This is a genomic window from Nocardia heshunensis (genome assembly GCF_054782115.1).
This window is the reverse complement of sequence record NZ_BAAGTC010000026.1, coordinates 49655-70633: the sequence shown is the minus strand read 5'-3', so window position 1 is coordinate 70633 and position 20979 is coordinate 49655. Positions and strand designations below refer to the sequence as shown.

Below are 20979 nucleotides of genomic sequence, written 5' to 3'. Positions count from 1 at the left end.
CCTCATGATTACTAGAAGTAAGCTAAGCCTAACCTACTTGCCAATCGAACTGTGGGCCACACCCACCCCCACGGGACGCACCCGCTGCGGAACCGAGGCCAGCACCCGGTCCGAAAGTGCGCCCAGGCAGCTCAGATTCGGGAAACCCGGACCCTGCGCCAGCGCCGCCAGATTCGGCAGATAGAGCTTGGCCTCCAGACCGGAGACCGCCAGGTCGTAGCCGATCGCCGCCTCCAGGCGGGCCTGATCCACCGGGCCGCCGACGGCCAGCTCCAGCAGGTCCGCGGCGTCGGTGTCGAAAAGCTCCAGGAACCACAGGGATTCGCCACCGGTGGCATCGACCACCAGATCGAAGGTGTGCAGCTGGTCGGCCCGGGTCTCGTTACGCAGCGTCAGCGCGACAGCCTCGTCCTGCGCGGCCACCCGGACCACCCGGCCCTGCAGATGGTGAACACGACTGTCGGCGAGCAGATTCTCCTGCACCCGCACCGAGAACACACCACGATCGGTGCGGCGGATGACATCCCGGCGCTCGTCCACGCTCAGCGCGGGCCACTTGATCGGATCGCTGTAGAGCGAGTTCTCGAAATAGCTTTCGCCGCGGGTGTAGATGGTCGCCTTCGGCGAGATCACCGACACGGTGAGCACATCGTGACGCACCAGCTCGTCCATGGCCGAGCCCGCCGTCTCACCGCCACCGATCACCGCGGCCCGCGAGGACAGCGGAAGTTGGCGCTTGGCGGCCAGATCCCAGAAGTCGGAGATGCTCAGCACGCGCGGATGAGTGGCGAGGGCGCGGCGGCTGTTGCCCGGACCGGTGATCATCAGGCGATCCGCGTCCAGGGTGCTGAGCCGGCCGTCGGCGTCGGCCACCGTGACCAGCCAGCCGTCGGCGGCCGCGGAAATCCTTGTGACCGCGCCCATCACGACCTCGACGCCGCTGCGGCGGGCGACCCACTGCAGGTAGTCGGCCCACATGGTGTGCTGCGGACTGGGGCGACCGCGGTCGATCCACTCCGCGTAGGTGCCGTGCTCGACCAGGTAGGCGGTCCAGCTGAAGGCGCGCATGGCCTCGTCGATGGCGCGATTGCGGCCGCGCGCCCAGGTGGAGTGGTACGGGAAGCCGACATCCTTCTCCGGGCTGGTGCCCAGCCGGTGGCGGCCGTCGGTCCAGCCGCCGCTGGGCAGCCAGTTGCCGCCCACCGCATGCGATTCCACCACCACGACGCGCGGGGCGGGCAGGCCGAGTTCACGCAGCACGTGCGCCTTGGCGGCGACGGCCATGGCCTTGGGTCCGGCTCCGACCACGAGAAGGGTGTCCACTGATGCTCCTGAAGTGTGATGGCAGCCACTGTCCAGCTACCCCCATGGTGGTCGCGTCGAAATGACCGATCGGGGAACAGGATCGGGCGTCACACTTCCAAACCGTGGGGTCCTATGTTTGCATAGGCTTACCTTATATTGGTCAGGTACCGGGTCCAGCGCAACCCCTTGGACCGGACACCTGACCGAAAACGATGGGAATCCCGAATGATCAAGTCCATGCGCCGTGTCGCGGCCGCCACCCTCGCCGTGGCCGCCGTCCTGGGCGGCACCGCCGCCACCCTCGTCCCCGCCTCGGCGGCTCCGGTGATCGTGCCGGTCAAGGCCACGAATCCCAGTGTGGGAGAACTACAGTCGAAGCTCGCCCTGGTGCTGAACACCGGCGCTTCGCGGGCCGCGCGCGCCAACGAACTGGAGGCGGGCGAGGCCGGAATGGGGCTCATCGATCAGGTCGGCACCGTCATCGCCGCCGCCCCGCCGAGCTTCAAGTGGTCCGTGCAGGGCCCGGTGAACGTCTCCGGCGACACCCTGACCGCGGGTCTGCAGACCTCCATCGACGGGTTCGACCCGTGGAACTTCACCCTCACCTGGCGTGACATCGACGGCACCTGGAAGCTCACCCGCGACGGCGAGTGCACGGTCGCCAGCATCGCCATGCTGCCCTGCAGCTTGTAAAGACTCGAGCAACAGCGAATACCGGGCATCGCATTGCGGTGCCCGGTATTTCGTGTGTCTAGACGATCAGGCCGTGGCGGCCGCCAAGCGCCAGCCCGCGGCCCGGGTGCGCTCGTTCCAGAACGCGGCATAGCGCCCGTCCAACGCGAGCAACTCGGCGTGCGTGCCGCGCTCGACGATGCGACCGCCATCCATGAACAGGATCTGATCCGCGTGGGCGATGGTGGCGAGTCGATGCGCCACCACCAGCACCGTTCTGCCCCTGGTGAGTTCGTGCACACCGCGCACCACGACCGCCTCGTTCTGCGGATCCAGCGCGCTGGTGGCCTCGTCCAACAGCACGATCGGCGCATCCTTGACCAGGGCGCGCGCGATCGAAACCCGCTGGCGCTCACCGCCGGACAGTGCCGAGCCACCCTCGCCGACGGCGGTCTGCCAGCCGTCGGGCAGGCGCTGGGCGATCTCGTCGACCCGCGCCACCGCACCGGCGCGCAGCACTTCCTGATCGGTCGCGTCCGGTCGGCCCGCCCGAATGTTCTCCAGCACCGAGCGATCGAAGAGATAGACGTTCTGGAAGACCAGGGCCAGCTGATTCAGCAGGGTCTCGGTCGGCTGTTCACGAACGTCATTGCCGCCGACCACGACCCGGCCGGAATCGGTGTCGTGGAAACGGGCGACCAGGCGCAGCAGTGTGGACTTGCCCGAACCGCTGGGACCGACGATCGCGGTCGTGGTACCGGGCGCGGCGGTGAAGGAGATATCCGACAACACCTGCTTGCCGGAGTCGTAGCCGAAACTCACACCGTCGAACTCGACCTGCGGTGCGCCGACGGTGACCGGTGCATCGGGTTGCGGCAGTACCGGTTCCGCGAGCAGCGCGGTCACCCGGTCGGCGGCGGCCGCCGCGGTGCGCAGGGCGCCGCCCAGCTGCGCGGCCTGGGTCAGCGGCTCGATGAAGCGAGAGCTCACCGCGATCAGCGCGATGGCCGCGGCGACCGAGATCGCGCCGTCGGTGGCCCGGCCCACCACCAGGTACACCAGCACCAGGAAGATGGCCTGCACCACCAGCGCGAACACGATCAGGCCGGGGACCGCTGCGACGAGCATGCCAACGGCGGCCTTGCGCTGCCGGGCCAGCGCCGCGTCCAGGGCGCGATTGCCCGCGCCCACCGCACCCAGTGAACGCAGAACCGGTTGCGCCTGAGCGAATTCCAGCACCCGGGCATTGGCCTCGGTCGCGGCCTCGTGCATGCGCTCATCGGCGGCCGAGTAGGAGCGGTTCGCCCACAGGTTCACCCCGAACAGCAGCGGCGCCGCCACCAGCATGGCCAGCGAGATGCGCCAGTCGACGAACAGCATGCCGACGGCCACGCCGAGCGGAACCAGCACGCCCGTCAGCATTTTCGCCAGCAGGTACGCGATCAGCCCCTGCACCTCGCGCACGTTCTCCACCACGACCCGCGACAGCTCACCGGCGTGCCGCCCGTCGAACCAGCCCAGCGGCAACGCATTCAGCCGATCCCCCAGCTCGGTCTGCAACCCGTGCTGCATCCCGACACCGATCCGCAAGCCCAGCAGCGACTGCAGATAGCCGAACACCACCACGGCCAGTACCGCCAGCCCCAGCCACAACGTCCACCACCACGCACGGCCGAGCTCGTTGTCGAACAGCGCCTGCAAAACCGGGACCAGCAGCACATAGGCCGCGGCCTGCGACAACGCCTGCGCCACAATGGCCAGCAGCAATCGCGGTGTCAAGTGGGCATAGTCGCCCGGCACCAGCCCCAGCACCTTGCGGATCATCGGTTTACCTCGCCATTCGTGTCGAAAGAGATCCCGTCCGTCATCCCGGCGTGTTCTTGGCCGGGATCCACAGCCACCGGGTGGATTCCGGCCAAAAGCACGCCGGAATGACGGGGTGGCTCCTCGGTCTCAGCGATGGACTCCAGGGCCGCGGCGTTGATCTCCCACAGGCGCTGGTAGAGGCCGCCCGCCGTGTGCAGAGTGGCGTGGTCGCCCTGTTCGACCAGGCTGCCGTTCTCCAGCACCAGGATTCGGTCCACGCCGGTGATGGTGTGCAGGCGGTGCGCGATCACCAGGACGGTGCGGCCGGAGACCAGCTCTGCCAGGGCGTCCTGGACCGCTGCCTCGGATTCCGGGTCGGCGAAGGCGGTGGCCTCGTCCAGCACCAGGATCGGGGTGTCGGCCAGCAGGGTGCGGGCGATCGAAAGTCGTTGCGCCTCACCGCCGGAGAGGATGGCGTCGACGCCGATCTCGGAGTCGTAACCGCGCGGCAGGGCCAGGATGCGGTCGTGGATGCGGGCGGCGCGGGCCGCCCGTTCCAGCGCCGCGGCGTCGGCGTCGGGGCGGGCCAGGCGCAGATTGTCGGCGATGGTGCCGCGGATCAGGCGCACGTCCTGGAAGACGAATCCGACCGTGCGATACAGCTCTTCGCTGGGGATATCGCGAATATCGCGACCGCCGAGGGTGATCCGGCCGGAGGTCACGTCGTAGAAGCGCGGCAGCAGTTTGGCCAGGGTCGATTTGCCGGAGCCGCTGGGGCCCACCAGGGCGGTCATGGTGCCGGGCGCCAGCTCGAGATCGATGCCGCGCAACACTTCGTGATCGTCGCGATAGCCGAAACGCACGTTCTCGAAACGGATCAGCCCGGCTGCCGCGTCGTTGGCGGCGAGTCCGCCTGAGCCGGAAGCCAATTCCGGCGTCGCCTGCAGCTCGTGCAGCCGCAGCGCCGCGTCCCCCGCTGTGCGCAATGCCTGCGCACCGTAGCCCAGTCCCAGCAGCGAACTGCCGAGCCCGAGCCCGACCAGCAGGAACGGCAGCAGATCCAGCGGCCGCAGCCAGTCCAGGCCGACACCCGCCAGCCCCGCCACCACGACCAACAGCATGACGAACACCGGCGCGACCACCGTGTCCGACAGCGATTGCACGGTCATGACCGGCATCTTCAACTGCCGCAGCCGCTCGGTCTGCGCGTCCACGGCTTCGCGGAACTCGCTGTGCGCCTTGCCCGCCCGGCCGAAGGCCCGCACCACCTGGATGCCGTCGACGAACTCGACGGTCGCCGCGCGGGTGCGCTGCTCGGCGGCGTTGTAGGCCGAAAGTCGTTCGCGGCCGGGCTCGTCCAGCATGGCGCGCATGCACAGCGCGTAGATCACCAGCGGGAGCAGCAGCACCAGCATCAGCCGCCAGTCGACGGTGGCCAGGTAGATCAGCGTCACCAGGGGGACCGTTACCGAGCCGATGAAGTCCAGCCGGGCGTGCGCCACCAGGTAGTGCAGCGCCTCCACATCGTCCTGCAGGTACTTCTTCACCTCCGAGGAGCTGCGCTCGCCGAACCAGCCCAGCGGCACCCGGGTCAGCTTGTCGGCCAGCAGTCTGCGCAGGCTCAGCTGGTAGCGGGCGTCCACGGCGTGCGACCAGGTCAGCGCGGCGGCATGCAGGACGGCCCGGGCCACCAGCACGAGCACGGCGAACAGCAGCAGCTGCCAGACCCGATCGGTGTCGGGTGTGGCCGCGAGCAGTTCCCGGCAGGCGGACACGATCAGCAGGAACGGCAGCACCGAGCACACCGCGGCGACCGCGACGATCAGTCCGGCAATGGTCAGCGGGCCGCTGACCGGGGCCAGCATCTCCTTGCGCGCCTGCGCCTCCCGCCGTCGCCGGGCCTTCGCCTCGGCCTTCGCGTCCGGCACTCCCCCGTCGGCTGCGCCCGGGCCCGGGTCGAGGGTCTGCGCCTCGACCGCGGGCGGTGACTCGACCGTCATCAGTCCGCCTCCCACCTTCATCTCCCCCGGCGCTCCCACGAACACCGGCGAGAAGATAGGTTAGGCTAACTTTTGCTGTGCGGCCATACCGACGTCAGCGCGGCACCCGGGCCGTCAGGTTCGTACCGTCGGTATTGCGGACCCCGCAGGTGATGCGACCATTGGTTTGATCCCACCGGGTCTGGGTGTCCGGATACAGCAGGATCGTCGTCAGCTTGTCGTAGCCCGGACTGCTGCCCAGCACCTTGTCGACCTGATCGTTGCAGGACGCGCTACCGCGCTGGAAGACCGTGTCCTTCGAGCCCGGCCAAGAACCGTCGAGATGCACCTGCGCGATCACCTCCATCTGATGCGCGGTGTTGCACGGCACCACGGTCAGGGTCCGAATACTCACGTCCGCCGCGAACTTCTGCACACAATCACCGACGCGGACCTCGTCGAGGGAGACCGTGGTCGGGCCGCTCACCGATGGCGGGCGGGTCGAATTATCGTGCGACGCGGAGTCTTTCGAGGCACCGAGCGCGGCGAGTCCGAAGATCGCCACCGCCAGCAGCACCGAAATTCCCGAGATGGCCAGGCCCGCGATGGCCAGCCCGCGGCCGCCCTGATTGCGCTGCTTGATCTGATTCAGCGCGATGATGCCGAACGGGATGCCGAGGAAACAGAAGCCCAGCAGGCTCAGCACGAACGACGCGATGGCGAGACCGTTGGTGCCCTGCGGCGGGACGCCCATCGGATATCCGGGCGGCGGCGCGTATCCGGGCGGATATCCTGGCTGGCCGTAACCAGGCTGTCCATACCCCGGCTGGCCGTAACCCGGCTGTGGAGCCTGCGGGTACTGCTGCTGATTCGGATCCGGATACACGAGACCCCTACTCGTTTCGGTTGGACCCGGACATTCCAGGCGTGGGCCAACCGTACCGCGCAGTCCGCCCAAACCCCCGGACTAGGGTTTGGCGAGTGAGACGCCGTCAGCAACCCCCGCTCCCCAAGCGGCACGGACTGGATCCAGCCCGGTTGCGACTGCCCGAAGAAGGCGACTGGGCGACCATCCGCGACCACCTCGTCGAGCGATTGCCACGCGTTCGCCCGGAACGGATCGACGAGCTGTTGCGCGAGGGCGGCATCGTCGACCTCTCCGGACCGATCGCCCTCGACACGCCCTACGTGCCCGGCGGAGCGGTGTGGTTCCACCGCGATCTGCCCACCGAGACCGAGGTCCCCTTCCCGCTCGGCATCGTCCACCGCGACGACGACATTCTCGTGGTGGACAAGCCGCACTTCCTCTCGACCATCCCGCGCGGGCAGCACATCCTGCAGACCGCCCTGGTGAAACTGCGCCGCGAACTCGACCTGCCCGATCTGGTCCCGGCGCATCGGCTCGACCGGGTCACCGCCGGGCTGGTGCTGTTCATCGTGAATCCGGCTCGGCGCGGGGCGTATCAGACCATGTTCCACAAGCGGCTGGTGTTCAAGGAGTACGAGGCGATCGCGGGCTACGACCCCGACCTGGAGCTGCCGCGCACGATCATCAGCCGGATCGTCAAGGAAAAGCAGGTGTTGCAGGCCTACGAGACCGAGGGCGAACCCAATGCCGAGACCCTCGTCGAACTGCTCGAGCACCGCGACGGGCTGGGCCGCTACCGGCTGCGGCCGCGCACCGGGCGCACCCATCAACTCCGGCTACACATGAACAGCCTCGGGATTCCGATCCTGGGCGACGACTTCTATCCGGAACTCACCGACAAGCCCGTCGACGACTACTCGCGGCCGCTGCAACTGCTGGCCGCGGGGCTGGAATTCACCGATCCGATCACCCGCGAACCCCGGCGCTTTCGAACCGCGCGCACGCTGCAAGCGTGGGACGACTATGCGGGTTGGCAGCGGGATTAACCACATTCGAAGCGATTTCCAAGAATTCGCTCGTACACTGGCCGCAATGTCTCGAAACGATAACGGCACGGTTGCGGCGCTGGCTGAGGTCCAGGTGCTCGACACCCAGCCCACCCCGCCCGGCCACAAGCTGCACGCCTACATCGATGTGGCTGTCGTCGTCATCGTTCTGATCGGAACGAACCTCATCGCCCACTTCACCAACCAGTGGGCCAGCATCGTCTCGGTTCCCATCGCCGCGGTGGTGCTGGTGGCCCTGGTCCGCCGCCGCGGACTGGGCTGGGCGGAACTCGGACTCTCGCCGCGACAATGGCGGCAAGGCTCGCTCTGGGCGCTGGCCGCGGTCGGCGTGGTGCTCGCCGCGGTGGTGATCGGGGCGGCGCTGCCCATCACCCGGCCGTTCTTCCTCAACAGCCGCTATGCCGCGGTCTCCGGCGCGCTCATCGCGTCCATGATCGTCATCCCGTTGCAGACCGCGATCCCCGAGGAACTCGCCTTCCGCGGCGTGCTGCACGGCACCCTGGATCGGGTGGTCGGCGCGCGCGGCGTATTCGCGGCGGGCTCAATGCTTTTCGGGCTCTGGCACATCGCCTCGTCACTCGGCCTGACCAGCGGCAACAAGGGGCTCACCGGATTCCTCGGGGGCGGCGCGGCCGGGCAGCTGCTCGGTATCGGGCTCGCGGTGATCGCCACCGCGGGAGCGGGCGTGGTGTTCACCTGGCTGCGGCGGCGCAGCGGCAGCCTGCTCGCGCCGATCGCCCTGCACTGGGCGGTCAATGGAGCGGGCGCGCTGGCCGCGGCGGTGGTCTGGCACGTGACGGTGCACTGACCCGAAACACGGTGCCCACCACAACGAAGGGGTGGGCCGACTGACCTGGGAACAGAGGATTGTGGTCAGCCGGCCCGGGACGGTTCAGAGTGGTCGGGCCACACCTGAACCGAGTCTTCGTCGCTACGAACCGAGGAAGCCCAGCGGTCCCGCGCCACAGGTGGCGCTGCCGGTGAGGGTGGGTTCGAGGACGTTCACTTTCAATTCCCACGCCGAGCCCTGCAGGGTCGACAGGGTGTGGGTGCCCGCGGTGTGCGGGGTCCACTGGATGCTGGCCTGACCGTTGGCCGGGCTGATCGGGCTGCCGCTGATGATGGCGCCGTTGTCGTAGAACCAGGCCTGGAACCAGCTGTCGTAGGTGGCGGTGATCTGGTAGACGCACCCCATGTAGACATTGCGGGCGTTCACCGACAGGCCGGTGGGTACGGCCGACGCGGTGGACGCGGTCATCGCCACGGAACAGGCCATCGCGGCCAAGGCGGTCACGCCGACACCGGCCCGCCTGGCTGCGCGCGCGTTCACGCACACGGTCATTCGAAACTCCTTGCTGCGGAACCACAGCTGCGGCTGCGGTCCGGCGAACTGTATCGGCTGTCCAGTTCTGCGCGTGGCACTTTTGAGAAAATACTGAAACGCGTTTCTGTCAGATCGTGGGCGGGTCGGACGGACCAGCACACAAGCCGGGCCCGCCGCTCCGAGAGCGACGGGCCCGGCCCTGCTGAACTCCGTGCCGAGCTACCGGCGAGCGGCGTCGCTCACCGCATCGGTGGGAAACTCCTTCTCCCAGTCCGGCTGCCCCTGGGCGTCACCACCGTGACCCGGCCACCAGGCCCGGCGGCCGACCAGCGCGGTCACCGCGGGAGTGAAGAACATCGCCATCACGAAGGCGGCAATCGCGATGCCGACCGAGATCGCGAAACCCATCGAGGTGAGCACGCTGTTGCCCGCGGCCATCATCGAGGCGAAGGTGCCCGCCAGGATGACACCGGCCGCCGCCACCGTGGGACCCGTGTGCCGCAGCGCCAGCGCCGCGGCGCGATGCGGATCGTGACCCTCGCGGGCCTCCTCCCGCAGTCGGGCCACCATGAGGATGTTGTAGTCGGTACCGAGCGCGACCACGAACAGGTACATGATCAGCGGCAGCGTGAAGATCAGCCCCGAATCGCCCTTCGCGTGCTGGAAGACCAGCACCGCCGAACCGAGCGTCGCCGCGAAACCGAGGAACACCGAGGCCATCAGGTACCAGGGCGCCACCAGACTGCGCAGCAACAGGGCCAGCACGATCATGATGAGAATCGCCGCGACCGGGAACACCACCGTGTAGTCACGGTTCATGGCGTGCTGGAAGTCGACGAATACCGAGGTCATGCCGCCCACCACGGCCGAGGTACCGACCGGGGCCGCCGAATGCGCGGTATCGCGCAGCGGACCCTTCACCGTCCGCAGGGCGGCGTCGGATTCCGGCTTGTCGGCAAGTGTCACTTGGTATTCCGCGACCGTCTTGTCGGCGGACACGGCGGGCTGCGGCCCGACCTCGCCCACGCCCTTCACACCGGCCAGGGCCTTGCCGAACGTGGTCATCTCGTCCGCGGTCAGCGCACCGTGCTGGCTCTGCAGATACACCTGCGAGGGCTGGGTGCTGCCGGCGGGCAGGCTCTTGAGCATCTCCTTGCCGTAGACCACCGATTCCGACGCGTTCGAGGTCGAACCCGAACTCAGGTCGAAGGTCGGATTGAAGCCGAAGGCGAAGACGCCCAACACGATCAGCACCGCACCCGAGGCCGCCGCGAACACCGCGGGACGCTTACCCAGCGCATTGCCGAGCTTCGCGAAGTTGGTGCCCGTCGACTCGTGCTGCCAGGCCTTGGAGGGCCAGAACACCTTGGTACCCAACAGCGAGACGATCGCGGGGATCAGCGTCAGCCCGGCCAGCAGCGTCACCGCCACCGCGATGGCCAGCGCAACACCCATCGACCGGAACATGCCCAGGGTGGACAGGGTGAGCGCACCGAAGGCGATGATCACCGCCGCGGCCGCCGAGGTGATGGCCTCACCGACCCGGGTGACCGCATTGACCACGGCCGTCTTGGCGTCGTCACCGGCGCGCAGGCGCTCCCGGAACCGGAACATCAGGAACAGGATGTAGTCGGTGCCGACACCGAAGAGCACCACCACCAGCAGCGACGAGACCGAACTGTCGATCTTGAGATCGAAAGCGTCGCTGACGATTCCGAGCAGACCGTTCACCAGCGGCGACACCACCAGGAAGATCACCAGAATGGGCAGCAGCGCGATGATCGGGCTGCGGAAGATGATCAGCAACAGCACCAGGATCAGCAGCACCGTCGCGATGCCGATGATGATCAGGCCCTTCTTGCTGGAATCCTGCTGATCCAGGTTCTGCGCGGCCGTGCCGGTGATACCGGCCTTCAACTCGGTGCCGTTCACCTGCTCCTTCAGTGCATCCCGCAGGGACTTCACGGCATCGGTCTGCTTGGTGTCGTTCGGGCTGGTGACCTTGGTCATCTGCACCGCGACCACCTCGACGGCATGGTTCTCCGACGGGGGCACCGCCTGGACCGCGGTGACGTCCTTGATGGTGGGCGTCTGCCCGGTCAGACCCGACTGCTCCGACAGCTTGGCGGCGGCGGCCTGCACCGCGGCCGTGTCCGCATCGGTCATCGGGGCGCCGTCGGAGCGTTCGAAGACGATGAGCGCGGCCGGGGTATTGCTGTTGGGAAACGCCTTCTGCTGCAGGTTCATCGCCTGGATGGACTCGTAATGCGAAGGCAGGAAGTCGGATTGGTCGGTGGTGGCGGTCAGCTTCGGGGCCGTGGCGACGACCGCGACAATGGCGATCACCCAGGCGGCGATGACCAGCCACGGAAATCGGACGACGAAGCGCCCCAGTCGGGAGAACATGCGGGAGAAGTCCTTTCAGGGTTCGGCCGCGCTATTCAGCAATCTGCAGTTGTCAGATATCGAGGACCTGCGTGGACGGGTTCTCCACCACATCCGCGACGATCCGATAGACCTTCGCCGGGACCCGATCGCGCAACTCCCCCAGCGAATCCACGATCTCGAGGGTGAAGTCGCCATAGCCATCCTCGTCCAGACCGAGCATCTCGCGCCAGTTCTTAAATCCCTTGGCCCAGTTCATGATCGGCGAGTAGTCCGAGGAGTCGGAGTTGCCCTTGGCCAGCACGAACTCCTCGCGCTTCTCCTGAGCAGCGTGTTTGGTGGCGGTGGCGAAGTCGTTCCAGTCGATGATGTGGCTGTGCACGACCAGCTTGCCCTTGCGGGACTGGTAGACCCGGACGGTCTCGCTGCCCTCCTTGGTGACCCGATGCGCCTGCGAGAGCAACCGGCCCACGAAGCGTTGGGTGCGGCCGCCGCCGGGGCCGACTCGGACGGTGACCTCTTGCATCCCCTCGGGGAGGGTGTCGATCACCAGCTCGGTGGTGGCGTTGTCGGCGGTGTCCTGGGTGTCCTTGTCGAAGTCCACGGGGTGCTCCAAATCATCAGCGAATGCGCATATAGGCATGGTTGAACAACACGACGCTGTGGGTCGATATCCGCTGTGCCGCATTGCTTCTCAGGGTGCGCCGGACCGTACTATCCGTGCTCAGCCACTATAAGTAGACGTATACGTATAGCGCAACCCTGAGTTGACCCTGAACTTTCCCGGATCCGCCATCAGACCCGGGAACGAGGACGTGACTAGCGGCCGCGCCGCTTACCTTGGTTCTTCGCGCCACCCTGACGCGCCTTGGCCGCGGGCTTCTTGGCGGCGACCGGATGCTTCGGCTTCTTCGGCTGCTGCGGCTTCTTCGCCTGCTGCCCCGAGGGGGAACGCGTGCTGCGCTCGGACCGCCCGCGCACCACACCCACGAATTCCTCCACCAGCTCGGTCGTCCCGTCCACGGGCCAGGCCAGCACGATCTCGGTCGAGGGCACATCGGTGACCAGGCGGTAGACCAGATCCTTGCGGTGGTGCAGGCGCGCGATGGAATGCGGGACGATGGCCGCGCCGCTGACCGCCGCCACCAACTCCATCGTCATGGCCGCGTCATCCAGGTCCGCGGCGTCCTGCATGCGCTCGTCGGTCAGATCCTTGGTGGCGACCTGCTCGAACACGGCGATCGGATGATCCTTGGGCACCACCACGACGGGCACCTCCTTGTAGAGCGGGATGGCGCTGAGACCCTCCCGCTCGATGGGCAGGCGCACGAAGCACATGTCGACCGTCCCGTCGCGCAGCGCCTGTTCCTGTTCCTTCATCGGGATCGGGGTCAGTTCCAGCCGGATCTCCGGGAACCGCTCGGCCCAGATGCGCTCCCACTTGGTGACGGTGACGCCCGGGACGAACCCGACCCGCAGCCGCTCCGCCGTCTCCGGCTGCGACGCCGGTTCCGGCACGGCGGCCGCGATGATCTCGCGCGCCTCGGCCAGCACCGCTTCCCCGTCCGCGCTCAACTGGGTCGGTTGTGCGCCCGGCACAAAGAGTTTGGTGCCGAGCGTCTCCTCCATTTCGATGACCGTCGCGCTCAACCGCTGCCGTGAAATGCCGAGGCCGCGCGCCGCCCGGGCGAAATGCAATTCCTCGGCAACCGCGACGAACCAGCGCAGACTCGTGACGTCGATGGACTCCAACCGGCTCATGCCTGCCAGGTTATTGCACCGGCCAGCAGCTTCGCCGCGCCCGCCCGATACCCTGGAGTGGTGAGCCCGGACAAGAACCCCCAGACCATGAAGCCGCTGACCGCGGCCGACAAACTCGGCATCTACCTCCCGGCAACCCCCGAGGAATTCCGGAACTCACCCGTCACCCGCGCCCAGCTCGAGGAATTGCGCACCAATCCGCCGCAGTGGCTGACCGAACTGCGCCAGAACGGCCCGTTCCCGCGTGACGTGGTGGCCCGCAAGCTGGGCATCTCCAACTCCGGTCTGGCCCGCAACAACGTCTCCGACTCCCTCACGGCCGAGGAGATCGCCGCGCTGCTCGCCGACCCGCCCGCCTGGCTCGAACAGGAACGCGCCAACCTGGTCGAGGTCCGCAAGGAAGCCGAACGCGTCAAGGAGAAGGAAGCCGCGCGCCGCGCCGCCTCCAACCGGCCCGCCAAGAACCGCTTCGGCAAGTAGCACGCCCGGGCCGGACCACCTCGGGTCCGGCCCTCGTTTCACTATGCTCGGATCATGGGACTGGACACCGAGATCAGCCGCGGCCGGTTGCCGCGCGGCATGCACGGGCTGGATCCCGCCGATGTCGTCCACTCCCAGCGCATGCGCATGTACTTCGGGGTGCTTGAGGCCGTCTCCGAACGCGGCTACACCGCCACCACGGTCGCGGATATCGTGGCTCGCGCCAATGTCTCCCGGCGCACCTTCTACCAGCAATTCAAGGGCCGCGACGACTGCTTCGCCGGAGCCTTCGACTCCGCGGTCGAACTCGTCCTGGGCTACCTCGACGAGAGCATTCGCGACACCCCGCACACCGACTGGCGCGCGCTCATCCACACCACCCTGCGCGAATACCTGCATCACCTCACGGCGAACGGGTTCTGCGCCCGCGCGCTACATATCGAGGCCCTGGTCGCCGGGCCGGTGGTGGCCGAACAGCGTCGGCACATGAAAACCCTGCTGGCACAGCGCATGCGGGGCGCCTTCCTGATCGGACGTGGAGTCGGGGATATCCCCGTGGCGATCCCCGACGAGGCGTTCGAAACGCTCATCGGGGCCATCGACGATCGCATCCGCGACTGCCTGCAGATCCAGGGGCCCGAGGCGCTGCCGACGCTGCTGCCGCATCTGCACCAGATCACGCTGGCGCTGTTCGGGACTCCCGCATGGGAGCCCGAAACTGTCCGCGGCACAGCGTGATCAATCGGCCACGCGGCTCCCGATCAATCCGCCAGGCGGCGCAGCACCCGATCCACCAGGTCCGGTGCGGCACCCAGATAGTTCTCCGGCCGCAACAGCTCGGTCAGCTCCGGTTTGGTGAGATGCAGTGCGATATCCGGGGATTCGGACAGCACATCGGCCAGCGCCCGGGTGGACGACTGCGCCTCGTAGGCGGCCGACTGCAGCGCCTTCTTCGCAATCGGCTTGCCCAGCAACGGCGCCAGGCGGATCGAGAGCCGCTCGGAGACGATCTGCCCCTCGGTGAGCGAGAGGTTCTCGGTCATCCGATCGGCATCCGCCATCAGCCCCGACGCCAACTCCACCGCCGTATGCGCGGCACCGCCGACCAGCAGCAGGCACTCCCGCAGCGGCTGCCACTCCGCGTGCCACGCCCCGGCCGGACGCTCGTCCTCGGCCAGCAGCGCGCCGAACAGGGTCGAGGCGAGTGCGGGCACCTGCAGGGCCGCCGCGCGAATCATGGTGCTCAGCACCGGGTTTCGCTTCTGCGGCATGGCGGAGGATTCGCCGCGGCCGACCGCGGCGGGCTCGAACAGCTCGGCGGTCTCGGTGCGGGCCTGGGAGATGACATCCACCGCCAGCTTGCCCAGCGTGCCGGAAGTCAGCGCCAGCGCCGACGCCAGATCCGCGATCGGGGTGCGCACCGTGTGCCAAGGCGTGGCGCGCACCGCGAGCCCGAGCTCCGCGGCGAACTCGCGGGTCAGGCGCTCCACGATCTCCCCGGCGGGCGCCCGGGACAGCTCCGAATCCGCGCAGCGCGCGCACTCGATGTAGGAGGCCAAGGTGCCTGCCGCACCGCCCAATTGGACCGGCAGCGTCTCCCGCACCCGGGTCAACCGCTCCCGGGCGTCCAGCAGGCCCTGAATCCAGACCGCGACCCGCGCCCCGAAGGTCGTCGGCACCGCGTGCATGGCCAGGGTGCGGCCCGCGATCGGGGTGCTGCGGTGCCGCCGCGCCAACTCGGCCAGCGCGGCCACGATGGTGTCGACATCGGCGATCACCACACCCAGCACCCGGGCGGCGATCACCATGGTCGCGGTATCCAGAATGTCCTGGCTGGTCGACCCGTAGTGCACATAGTTGGCGCTGACCGGATCCACATCCGCGACCGCGTCGTGCAGGCGCTCCACGAACGTCACCACCGGATTGGCCGCCCCACGCGAGGCCTGCGCGATCTCCCGCGCGTCGAACTCGTGCTCGCGCACCGCGATCGCCAGATGACCGGCCACCGAATCCGGCACCATGCCCAGCGTGGTCTGCGCGCGCACCAGCGCCTGCTCGACCTCCACCATGGCCTCGATCCAGGCGTCGTCACCGAGCAGGGACTCCACCGGCGTGCCCACCCCGACCGGGGCCAACAGCCCGCACTCCACCGTCATTTCGTGCCTTTCGCACTCGTCTTCGAGTTCGGAATGTCGCTGCACCCCCGCATGATTCGGCGCCGGTCCTTCGTAGCGATGGGCGGTGAGGAGTTCGCGGGCGATGGCGTCACCGTCGGCCAGGGTCACCGAGTTGACGCCGGGACGCGGGCCGGCCGCCGTCACCCAGCGCACCGCCTCGGTCGGAACGCCGAATACATAGCGGCGCTGATGGATTCGGCCGAGCGTGTCCACCGGATGGTGCGTGCCCTCCGCGATCGCCAGGCCGCCGGTGCGATAGCGGCTGCCGTCCGGCGAACCGATCACATAGCCGCGTACCTCCTCACGCCGCAACAGGTTGCGCAGCAAGGGATCCGCGGTGCGATGCAGGTCCGGTGCGGGCATCCAGGCATCGATGAGGGATCGTGCCGTCAGCACCGAATCACCGACCAGAGGTGAATCGGCGACGAAGCACTCGCGCCTGGTGTCCGCCCGGACCCGCATGCCGGGACCGGCGACTCGCACCACACCCGCGCGAATCAGTGCCGCCAGTTCCGAGATCCGGTGCGCGGGTGGGCCGATGGACAGGAAGGCGTTCATCGGCGTGTACCAGCGGTCCAGGTCGTCACGGTAGGAGGAGCCCGCGATGCCGCCGTGATCGACCACCAGCCGCACCTCGTTGCGCAGGTCGCGCAGGACGTCCAGGGCCGACTTCACCGGGCCGTGCAGGTTGCCCAGGCGGGCCTGGTGGACGTCGGCGTCGAGGTAGGCCAGCAGCCAGGCGTGGAAATCGTCGGGATCGGTGAAGCAGCGGCCCCCGGTCGGGTCGGCCAGGGCATTCCAGTCCCAGCGGTCCCGCGGCGGAATACCGAAGCGGTTCAACAGCTCTTGGGTGTCCTCGGGGGTCTGCGCGATCAGATAGCGATCCCGAAAGGAGGCCAGGCGATGCGGGCTCACCCGATCCGCGAGCAATCGGGTGTAGTAGACCGACTCGACCTCGCGCGCGATACAGGGCCAGACATCGCGGCGGAAGGAGACATCACCGAACTTCTTGGCGCGCCAGCGCAATCGGGCGATGCGGTCGGCGTTCAGCAGCAGCGGCTCGTAGCGGCCGTCGACACCCTTCTGATGCTCGCCGCGCGCATGATGCGGGACGCCGCGGCGGCACCCGGCGATGATCAACGGCTCGCGGCCCGAGGCGATGTACTCCAGACCGCAGTCGGATTCCTTGAACCGGCCGCCGCGGCCCGCGGTCAACATGGCCAGGTAGTCGAAGAAGGTGAGGCCCAGCCCGCGGATGATGACCGGCTCACGCTCCGGGATCAGGTCCGGATCGATGTCGGCGGCATTGCCGGGCGGAAAGTAGCTCAGGCCCAGGCGGTCCGCGTCCTGCGCCAGCGAGCCGGATGCGGCGGGCGCGACCTCGCCCAGGTGGCCCTGGGTGAGGACGACCGCGTGCAGGCCGCGCAGGCGCTCACCGGTGCTGAGATCCAATTCCTGCAATCCGCCGGGGCCGTCGCGCAAATCCAGGGCGGTTGCCACTATTTCGCGCACGCGCACCCATTCGGCGTACCTGTCGCGAGTGCGTTCGAATGCCCAGCGCAGGTAATGGCCGTAGTAGGCCCGGGGCGGATAGGTTTCGGGGGCGATCCGTAATGCCTGACGAAATGCCGGTGCGGGCAGGCCAGCGAAATTGCCTATTTTCGCCAGGAAGTTGGACCATTCGTAGAGACTGGGCCCGCGCTCCACCGGGCCCGCCATCTCGACGGTGTCGTCGGTGAATATGGTGACCTGCTCCGCGACCGTATTCATGAGCAGGTGCCGAGACTGGTCCGTCCGCCAGACCGCGCCGGTCCCTGGACGTTTCGAGTCGATGACCACCAACTCGACACCGGCGGAGAAACCTAGCTGCCTGGCATTGGCGCAAATCCGTTCGAAGACATTGAGACCTCGCGGCCCCATTCCAACTATGGCGATCCGCAAAACATTGTCGAGCATGCAAACTCACCGATCGCGCTCGATTAGCCGTGACCGAATCCGGACACTCCGCCGACATTAGACCCGGCAGGTCAAGCGCTCAAGAATGAGCGGTATGCTACGTCTGTTTGGCGAGATTTGTCGAAATATAGTTTGCTGGACCAAGATTCACAGCAAACCTCTTCGCGCGCCGGTCGAGCGCCTCGGCCACCACGGCCAGCAACAACGCCGACCCGGCCAGCCCCGCACCCACCCAATTCGGTGCCGTATAACCGAATCCCGCACACCATCGCATTACCCAAAGTCAGCTGCCTCGCCAGGGACTGAACAAGGCTTGCAGTACGGCCACCACTGGCTGTGATGGTGCGTCCACGTCCAGCACCCTACACGGGTGCAGGGGCGTGTGACTCCGCCCCGCTTCTCCACAACTCCCACGCGCGAGCGCGGATATTGCGGGAAGCATTGCGGTCGGCATGATCAACGAATCCGCACGACCTGCACAAGAATCGAGCCTGTGAGACGCGGTTCGCCTTGTCGATATGCCCGCACTTCGCGCACATGCGAGAGGTGTTGGCAGGATCGACGAAGACGACAGGCACACCGGCTCGCCGCGCCTTGTATCCGATGAACTGTCCAAGCTGAGCAAAGGCCCAGGAGTGCAGTGTGACCCGTTGGGGCTTCCTCAGCCGTACCCGCTGGCGAATACCGGCAAGGTCTTCCATGCCGATCCCGCGTCCGGTGCGTTCAGCCTCGGTCACGATGGCCTTCGAGATGATGTGGTTGATCTCGGCAACTTTCCGGGATTCTTTGCGTCGCTGCCGCTTCAGCACACGTTTGGTTGACTTCGTGCCCTTCTTCTGGAGCTTGCGACGTAACTCGGACTGCCGCTTGCGGTAGCGATTCAGCCTGCGTCCGGCATAGATCGTTCCGTCGGAAGTGGTGGCGATATTCACGATGCCGAGGTCCACACCGAGAAAGTCGGTCGGCGCCATCTGCGCGGCTTCGGGCACCTCACAGGTAGCGTGGAGGAACCACATGCCGTCACGATGCACAAGGTCGGTTTCGCCCTTGCGATGCTCAGCGAGGAGTTCGAGGGCCCGTTCTGAGCAGGCGAATTTCACTCCGCGCATTCGGCCTGAGGTGGTCCAGATACTCACCGTCCGATCGTCAAGCTGCCAGGAAAGGCAGCGGTCATCGAACGGCTGCGCCGCGTTCTCCCTGAAAGTGACGGCTTCGGATTCAGCCTTGTCGCGGCGTTTCGACCCCAGCTTGCCGAGGTTGCCCGCCCGAATATTCGCCTGCAGGGCGGTGTACGAGTCGGCGACCTTGCGGATCACATGCAGCGCGGGTTGCGCAGACAGTCCCCGGTCCTTCAGATCATGGTAAGCGAATTGTTGCAACAACTTACGAGAGGTTTCCCCCCGTTCATGGGCACGACCGGAGAGCCAGTTCGCAGCGTCGTTACAAGCGTGCAGAGTTTCCGAGAGTGCGGATGCCACCTCCGGTAGCGGCATGAGCTTGACCTGCACGACGAGCTTCATAGCCTCACAGGCATAACGAGTATGCCCGGCTACTTCGCTGTGAACGAAAGCCCAAGTATCAGTGGGCACCTCAGCGTCCGCGAGTACTCGCTGCTCGACGTCCTGTCCCGCCAACACGACGGCGACGGCGGCATGCTCCAGATGAAACAGGTGGCCGACGCGATCGTGCTCTCCCAATCCGCCACCACCCGCCTGGTGACCCGGATGGAACACCGCAACCTGCTGTCCCGCTACCTCTGCCCCAACGACCGCCGCGGCATCTACACCAAGGTCACCGACACCGGCCACGCCCTGCTCGAACAGGCACGCCCCACCAACGCCACCGCCCTCCGCGAGGCACTGACCCAGGCCGCGAAAAACCCCGAACTCGCACCCCTGGTCCACACCCTCGAAAACCTCCACGCCCCCGCCTGACCACCCTCGAATCGTTCCGGATCCCGTTGGCAGCCAGTAGGTTCGAAGAATGCCACTGGGACATCTCGGGATCAATGTCAGCGATCTGGTGGGCGCGCGGAAGTACTACGACGAGCTCATGCCGCTCCTGGACTACGAGCCGCTGCTCGCGGACGATACGCAATTCGCGTACTGGCCTGCGGCGCGCAAGATGGGGACGTATCTGTTCTTCTACCCGGCGGAATCGGGCGAGTACGCGCGGACGCGGCCGGGGCTGCAGCATCTCGCGTTCATGGTGCCCACCCGCGCGGCGGTCGATCGAGTGCACGCGTGGGCGGCGGGGCGCGGGGACGAGATCCTGCACGCGCCACGGGAATTCCCGCAGTATCCGCCGCCGTACTACGCGACGTTCTGCACCGGCTTCGACGGGCTCATGATCGAAGCCGTGTGCCACAAGGACGCGTGAGGCTCAGCAGTAGTAGCAGACGCCGTTCGCGGGGAGCTCGGTGAAACAGGAAGCGCAGGTGGCCTTGCGGGCCTCCGGGTCCGGCTTCGACGCGACGACCGGACCGGCCGCGGTGACGCGACGGGGAGCGCCGCCGTTGCGCGGGATCAGGGGCGGGATGCCGCCGTCCGAAGGGATCTCCGCGCCGTAGGCGGCGTAGCACTGCCAGCGGGCGTAGGCGGCATGCACCTCGAGGTCCGCGGGGATCGGCAGATGCGCCAATTCCAGCACGTACTTGTAGCTTTCGGTGACCTTGTGGTTCTGCTTGACGCAAAGCGCGGTCAGCGGCGGCTCGCCCGCATTGTGACTGCGCCGCGCCACCTTGCGCAGGATGGCGTCCATCCAGGTGCGGGTGGGAGCGTCGGTCCGGATGCCGGACATCTCCTGGATCTGCTCGGCGAGTTCATTGACGGTGACGAAATGCCCGTAGCCGGTGGCGGTTTCGGCCAGCACTTCGTGAGCGGCCAGTGCCCACGCGACCGAAGCGTCGCGGAAGGTCACCGCCTCGTGGTCGTTGGTCCGCCAAGCACCCGAAGTCATCGCAACATCCCTCATAGCGAAGACCAAATTAGCGCCCGCAGCCGCGACACGCCAATTCCCTTTGGCCATATCGCGTTTCAGTTTGGTCACACTCGCGCCGAGTGAGGTATCGACACTCTCGAGCTCTCAGGGGCTCCGCCCCCGAACCCCGGAAGATACGCGGGGGCAAGCCCCCGCACCCCCAGGAAAGGGGAAGTGTGGGGGCTGAGCCCCCACACCCCCGAACCCGACGGGGGCAAGC

The 20979-nt window shown here is 67.3% G+C and carries 18 protein-coding genes; 7 read left to right on the top strand and 11 right to left on the bottom strand.

What is annotated here, in order from left to right:
* Window positions 1-33 precede the first annotated feature (33 nt).
* The gene (locus tag ACYVN4_RS40470; RefSeq protein WP_460728760.1) at window positions 34-1323 is read right to left on the bottom strand and encodes a SidA/IucD/PvdA family monooxygenase; all 1290 of its coding nucleotides are present in this window, start codon (window positions 1321-1323) and stop codon (window positions 34-36) included.
* A 207-nt stretch (window positions 1324-1530) separates the two neighbouring features.
* Here ACYVN4_RS40470 and ACYVN4_RS40465 point away from each other — a divergent pair, with 207 nt between their 5' ends.
* Entirely contained in the window at window positions 1531-1998 is a 468-nt protein-coding gene (locus tag ACYVN4_RS40465) for a hypothetical protein (protein WP_460728758.1), read from the top strand.
* Between the two features lie 66 nt (window positions 1999-2064).
* Here the strand turns inward: ACYVN4_RS40465 and ACYVN4_RS40460 are convergent, their stop codons facing one another.
* The 3 genes from ACYVN4_RS40460 to ACYVN4_RS40450 form a co-directional block, all read right to left on the bottom strand.
* A complete protein-coding gene (locus tag ACYVN4_RS40460; protein ID WP_460728756.1) occupies window positions 2065-3801 on the bottom strand; it encodes an ABC transporter ATP-binding protein in 1737 nt (578 codons plus the stop codon).
* A complete protein-coding gene (locus ACYVN4_RS40455) occupies window positions 3798-5783 on the bottom strand; it encodes an ABC transporter ATP-binding protein (protein ID WP_460728754.1) in 1986 nt (661 codons plus the stop codon). Before ACYVN4_RS40455 ends, ACYVN4_RS40460 begins: the two co-directional genes overlap by 4 nt.
* 94 nt (window positions 5784-5877) lie before the next feature.
* The gene (locus ACYVN4_RS40450) at window positions 5878-6648 is read right to left on the bottom strand and encodes a DUF4190 domain-containing protein (protein WP_460728752.1); all 771 of its coding nucleotides are present in this window, start codon (window positions 6646-6648) and stop codon (window positions 5878-5880) included.
* A gap of 95 nt (window positions 6649-6743) precedes the next feature.
* Here ACYVN4_RS40450 and ACYVN4_RS40445 point away from each other — a divergent pair, with 95 nt between their 5' ends.
* Entirely contained in the window at window positions 6744-7676 is a 933-nt protein-coding gene (locus ACYVN4_RS40445) for an RluA family pseudouridine synthase (protein WP_460728750.1), read from the top strand.
* 46 nt (window positions 7677-7722) lie between these two features.
* Window positions 7723-8505: a CPBP family intramembrane glutamic endopeptidase gene (locus ACYVN4_RS40440; protein ID WP_460728748.1), complete on the top strand. Its 783-nt coding sequence runs from the start codon at window positions 7723-7725 to the stop codon at window positions 8503-8505.
* A gap of 123 nt (window positions 8506-8628) precedes the next feature.
* Here ACYVN4_RS40440 and ACYVN4_RS40435 read toward each other — a convergent pair whose 3' ends face one another.
* The 4 genes from ACYVN4_RS40435 to ACYVN4_RS40420 all read right to left on the bottom strand — a co-directional run bounded on the left by ACYVN4_RS40435 (window position 8629) and on the right by ACYVN4_RS40420 (window position 13167).
* The gene (locus ACYVN4_RS40435) at window positions 8629-9039 is read right to left on the bottom strand and encodes a hypothetical protein (RefSeq protein WP_460728746.1); all 411 of its coding nucleotides are present in this window, start codon (window positions 9037-9039) and stop codon (window positions 8629-8631) included.
* A gap of 201 nt (window positions 9040-9240) precedes the next feature.
* Entirely contained in the window at window positions 9241-11427 is a 2187-nt protein-coding gene (locus ACYVN4_RS40430) for an MMPL family transporter (protein ID WP_460728744.1), read from the bottom strand.
* Window positions 11428-11479: 52 nt separating this feature from the next.
* Window positions 11480-12010 (bottom strand): EXLDI protein, encoded by a 531-nt coding sequence (locus tag ACYVN4_RS40425; protein ID WP_460728741.1) that lies wholly within the window; start codon window positions 12008-12010, stop codon window positions 11480-11482.
* A gap of 215 nt (window positions 12011-12225) precedes the next feature.
* Window positions 12226-13167 (bottom strand): LysR family transcriptional regulator, encoded by a 942-nt coding sequence (locus ACYVN4_RS40420; RefSeq protein WP_460728739.1) that lies wholly within the window; start codon window positions 13165-13167, stop codon window positions 12226-12228.
* Window positions 13168-13227: 60 nt separating this feature from the next.
* Between ACYVN4_RS40420 and ACYVN4_RS40415 the strand changes: the two genes are divergently transcribed.
* Window positions 13228-13647, top strand: a complete 420-nt coding sequence (locus ACYVN4_RS40415; RefSeq protein WP_460728737.1) for a DUF5997 family protein — start codon at window positions 13228-13230, stop codon at window positions 13645-13647.
* A gap of 54 nt (window positions 13648-13701) precedes the next feature.
* Entirely contained in the window at window positions 13702-14385 is a 684-nt protein-coding gene (locus ACYVN4_RS40410) for a TetR/AcrR family transcriptional regulator (RefSeq protein ID WP_460728735.1), read from the top strand.
* Between the two features lie 23 nt (window positions 14386-14408).
* Here ACYVN4_RS40410 and ACYVN4_RS40405 read toward each other — a convergent pair whose 3' ends face one another.
* Window positions 14409-17744: an FAD/NAD(P)-binding protein gene (locus tag ACYVN4_RS40405; protein WP_460728980.1), complete on the bottom strand. Its 3336-nt coding sequence runs from the start codon at window positions 17742-17744 to the stop codon at window positions 14409-14411.
* A 398-nt stretch (window positions 17745-18142) separates the two neighbouring features.
* Window positions 18143-19300: an RNA-guided endonuclease InsQ/TnpB family protein gene (locus tag ACYVN4_RS40400; RefSeq protein WP_460728733.1), complete on the bottom strand. Its 1158-nt coding sequence runs from the start codon at window positions 19298-19300 to the stop codon at window positions 18143-18145.
* A 39-nt stretch (window positions 19301-19339) separates the two neighbouring features.
* Here ACYVN4_RS40400 and ACYVN4_RS40395 point away from each other — a divergent pair, with 39 nt between their 5' ends.
* Both ACYVN4_RS40395 and ACYVN4_RS40390 read left to right on the top strand, forming a co-directional pair.
* Complete coding sequence (locus ACYVN4_RS40395; protein WP_460728732.1) at window positions 19340-19714, top strand: MarR family winged helix-turn-helix transcriptional regulator; 375 nt, start codon at window positions 19340-19342, stop codon at window positions 19712-19714.
* 49 nt (window positions 19715-19763) lie between these two features.
* The gene (locus ACYVN4_RS40390; protein ID WP_460728730.1) at window positions 19764-20159 is read left to right on the top strand and encodes a VOC family protein; all 396 of its coding nucleotides are present in this window, start codon (window positions 19764-19766) and stop codon (window positions 20157-20159) included.
* A gap of 3 nt (window positions 20160-20162) precedes the next feature.
* Here the strand turns inward: ACYVN4_RS40390 and ACYVN4_RS40385 are convergent, their stop codons facing one another.
* A complete protein-coding gene (locus ACYVN4_RS40385; RefSeq protein ID WP_460728728.1) occupies window positions 20163-20738 on the bottom strand; it encodes a hypothetical protein in 576 nt (191 codons plus the stop codon).
* Between the last annotated feature and the right edge of the window lie 241 nt (window positions 20739-20979).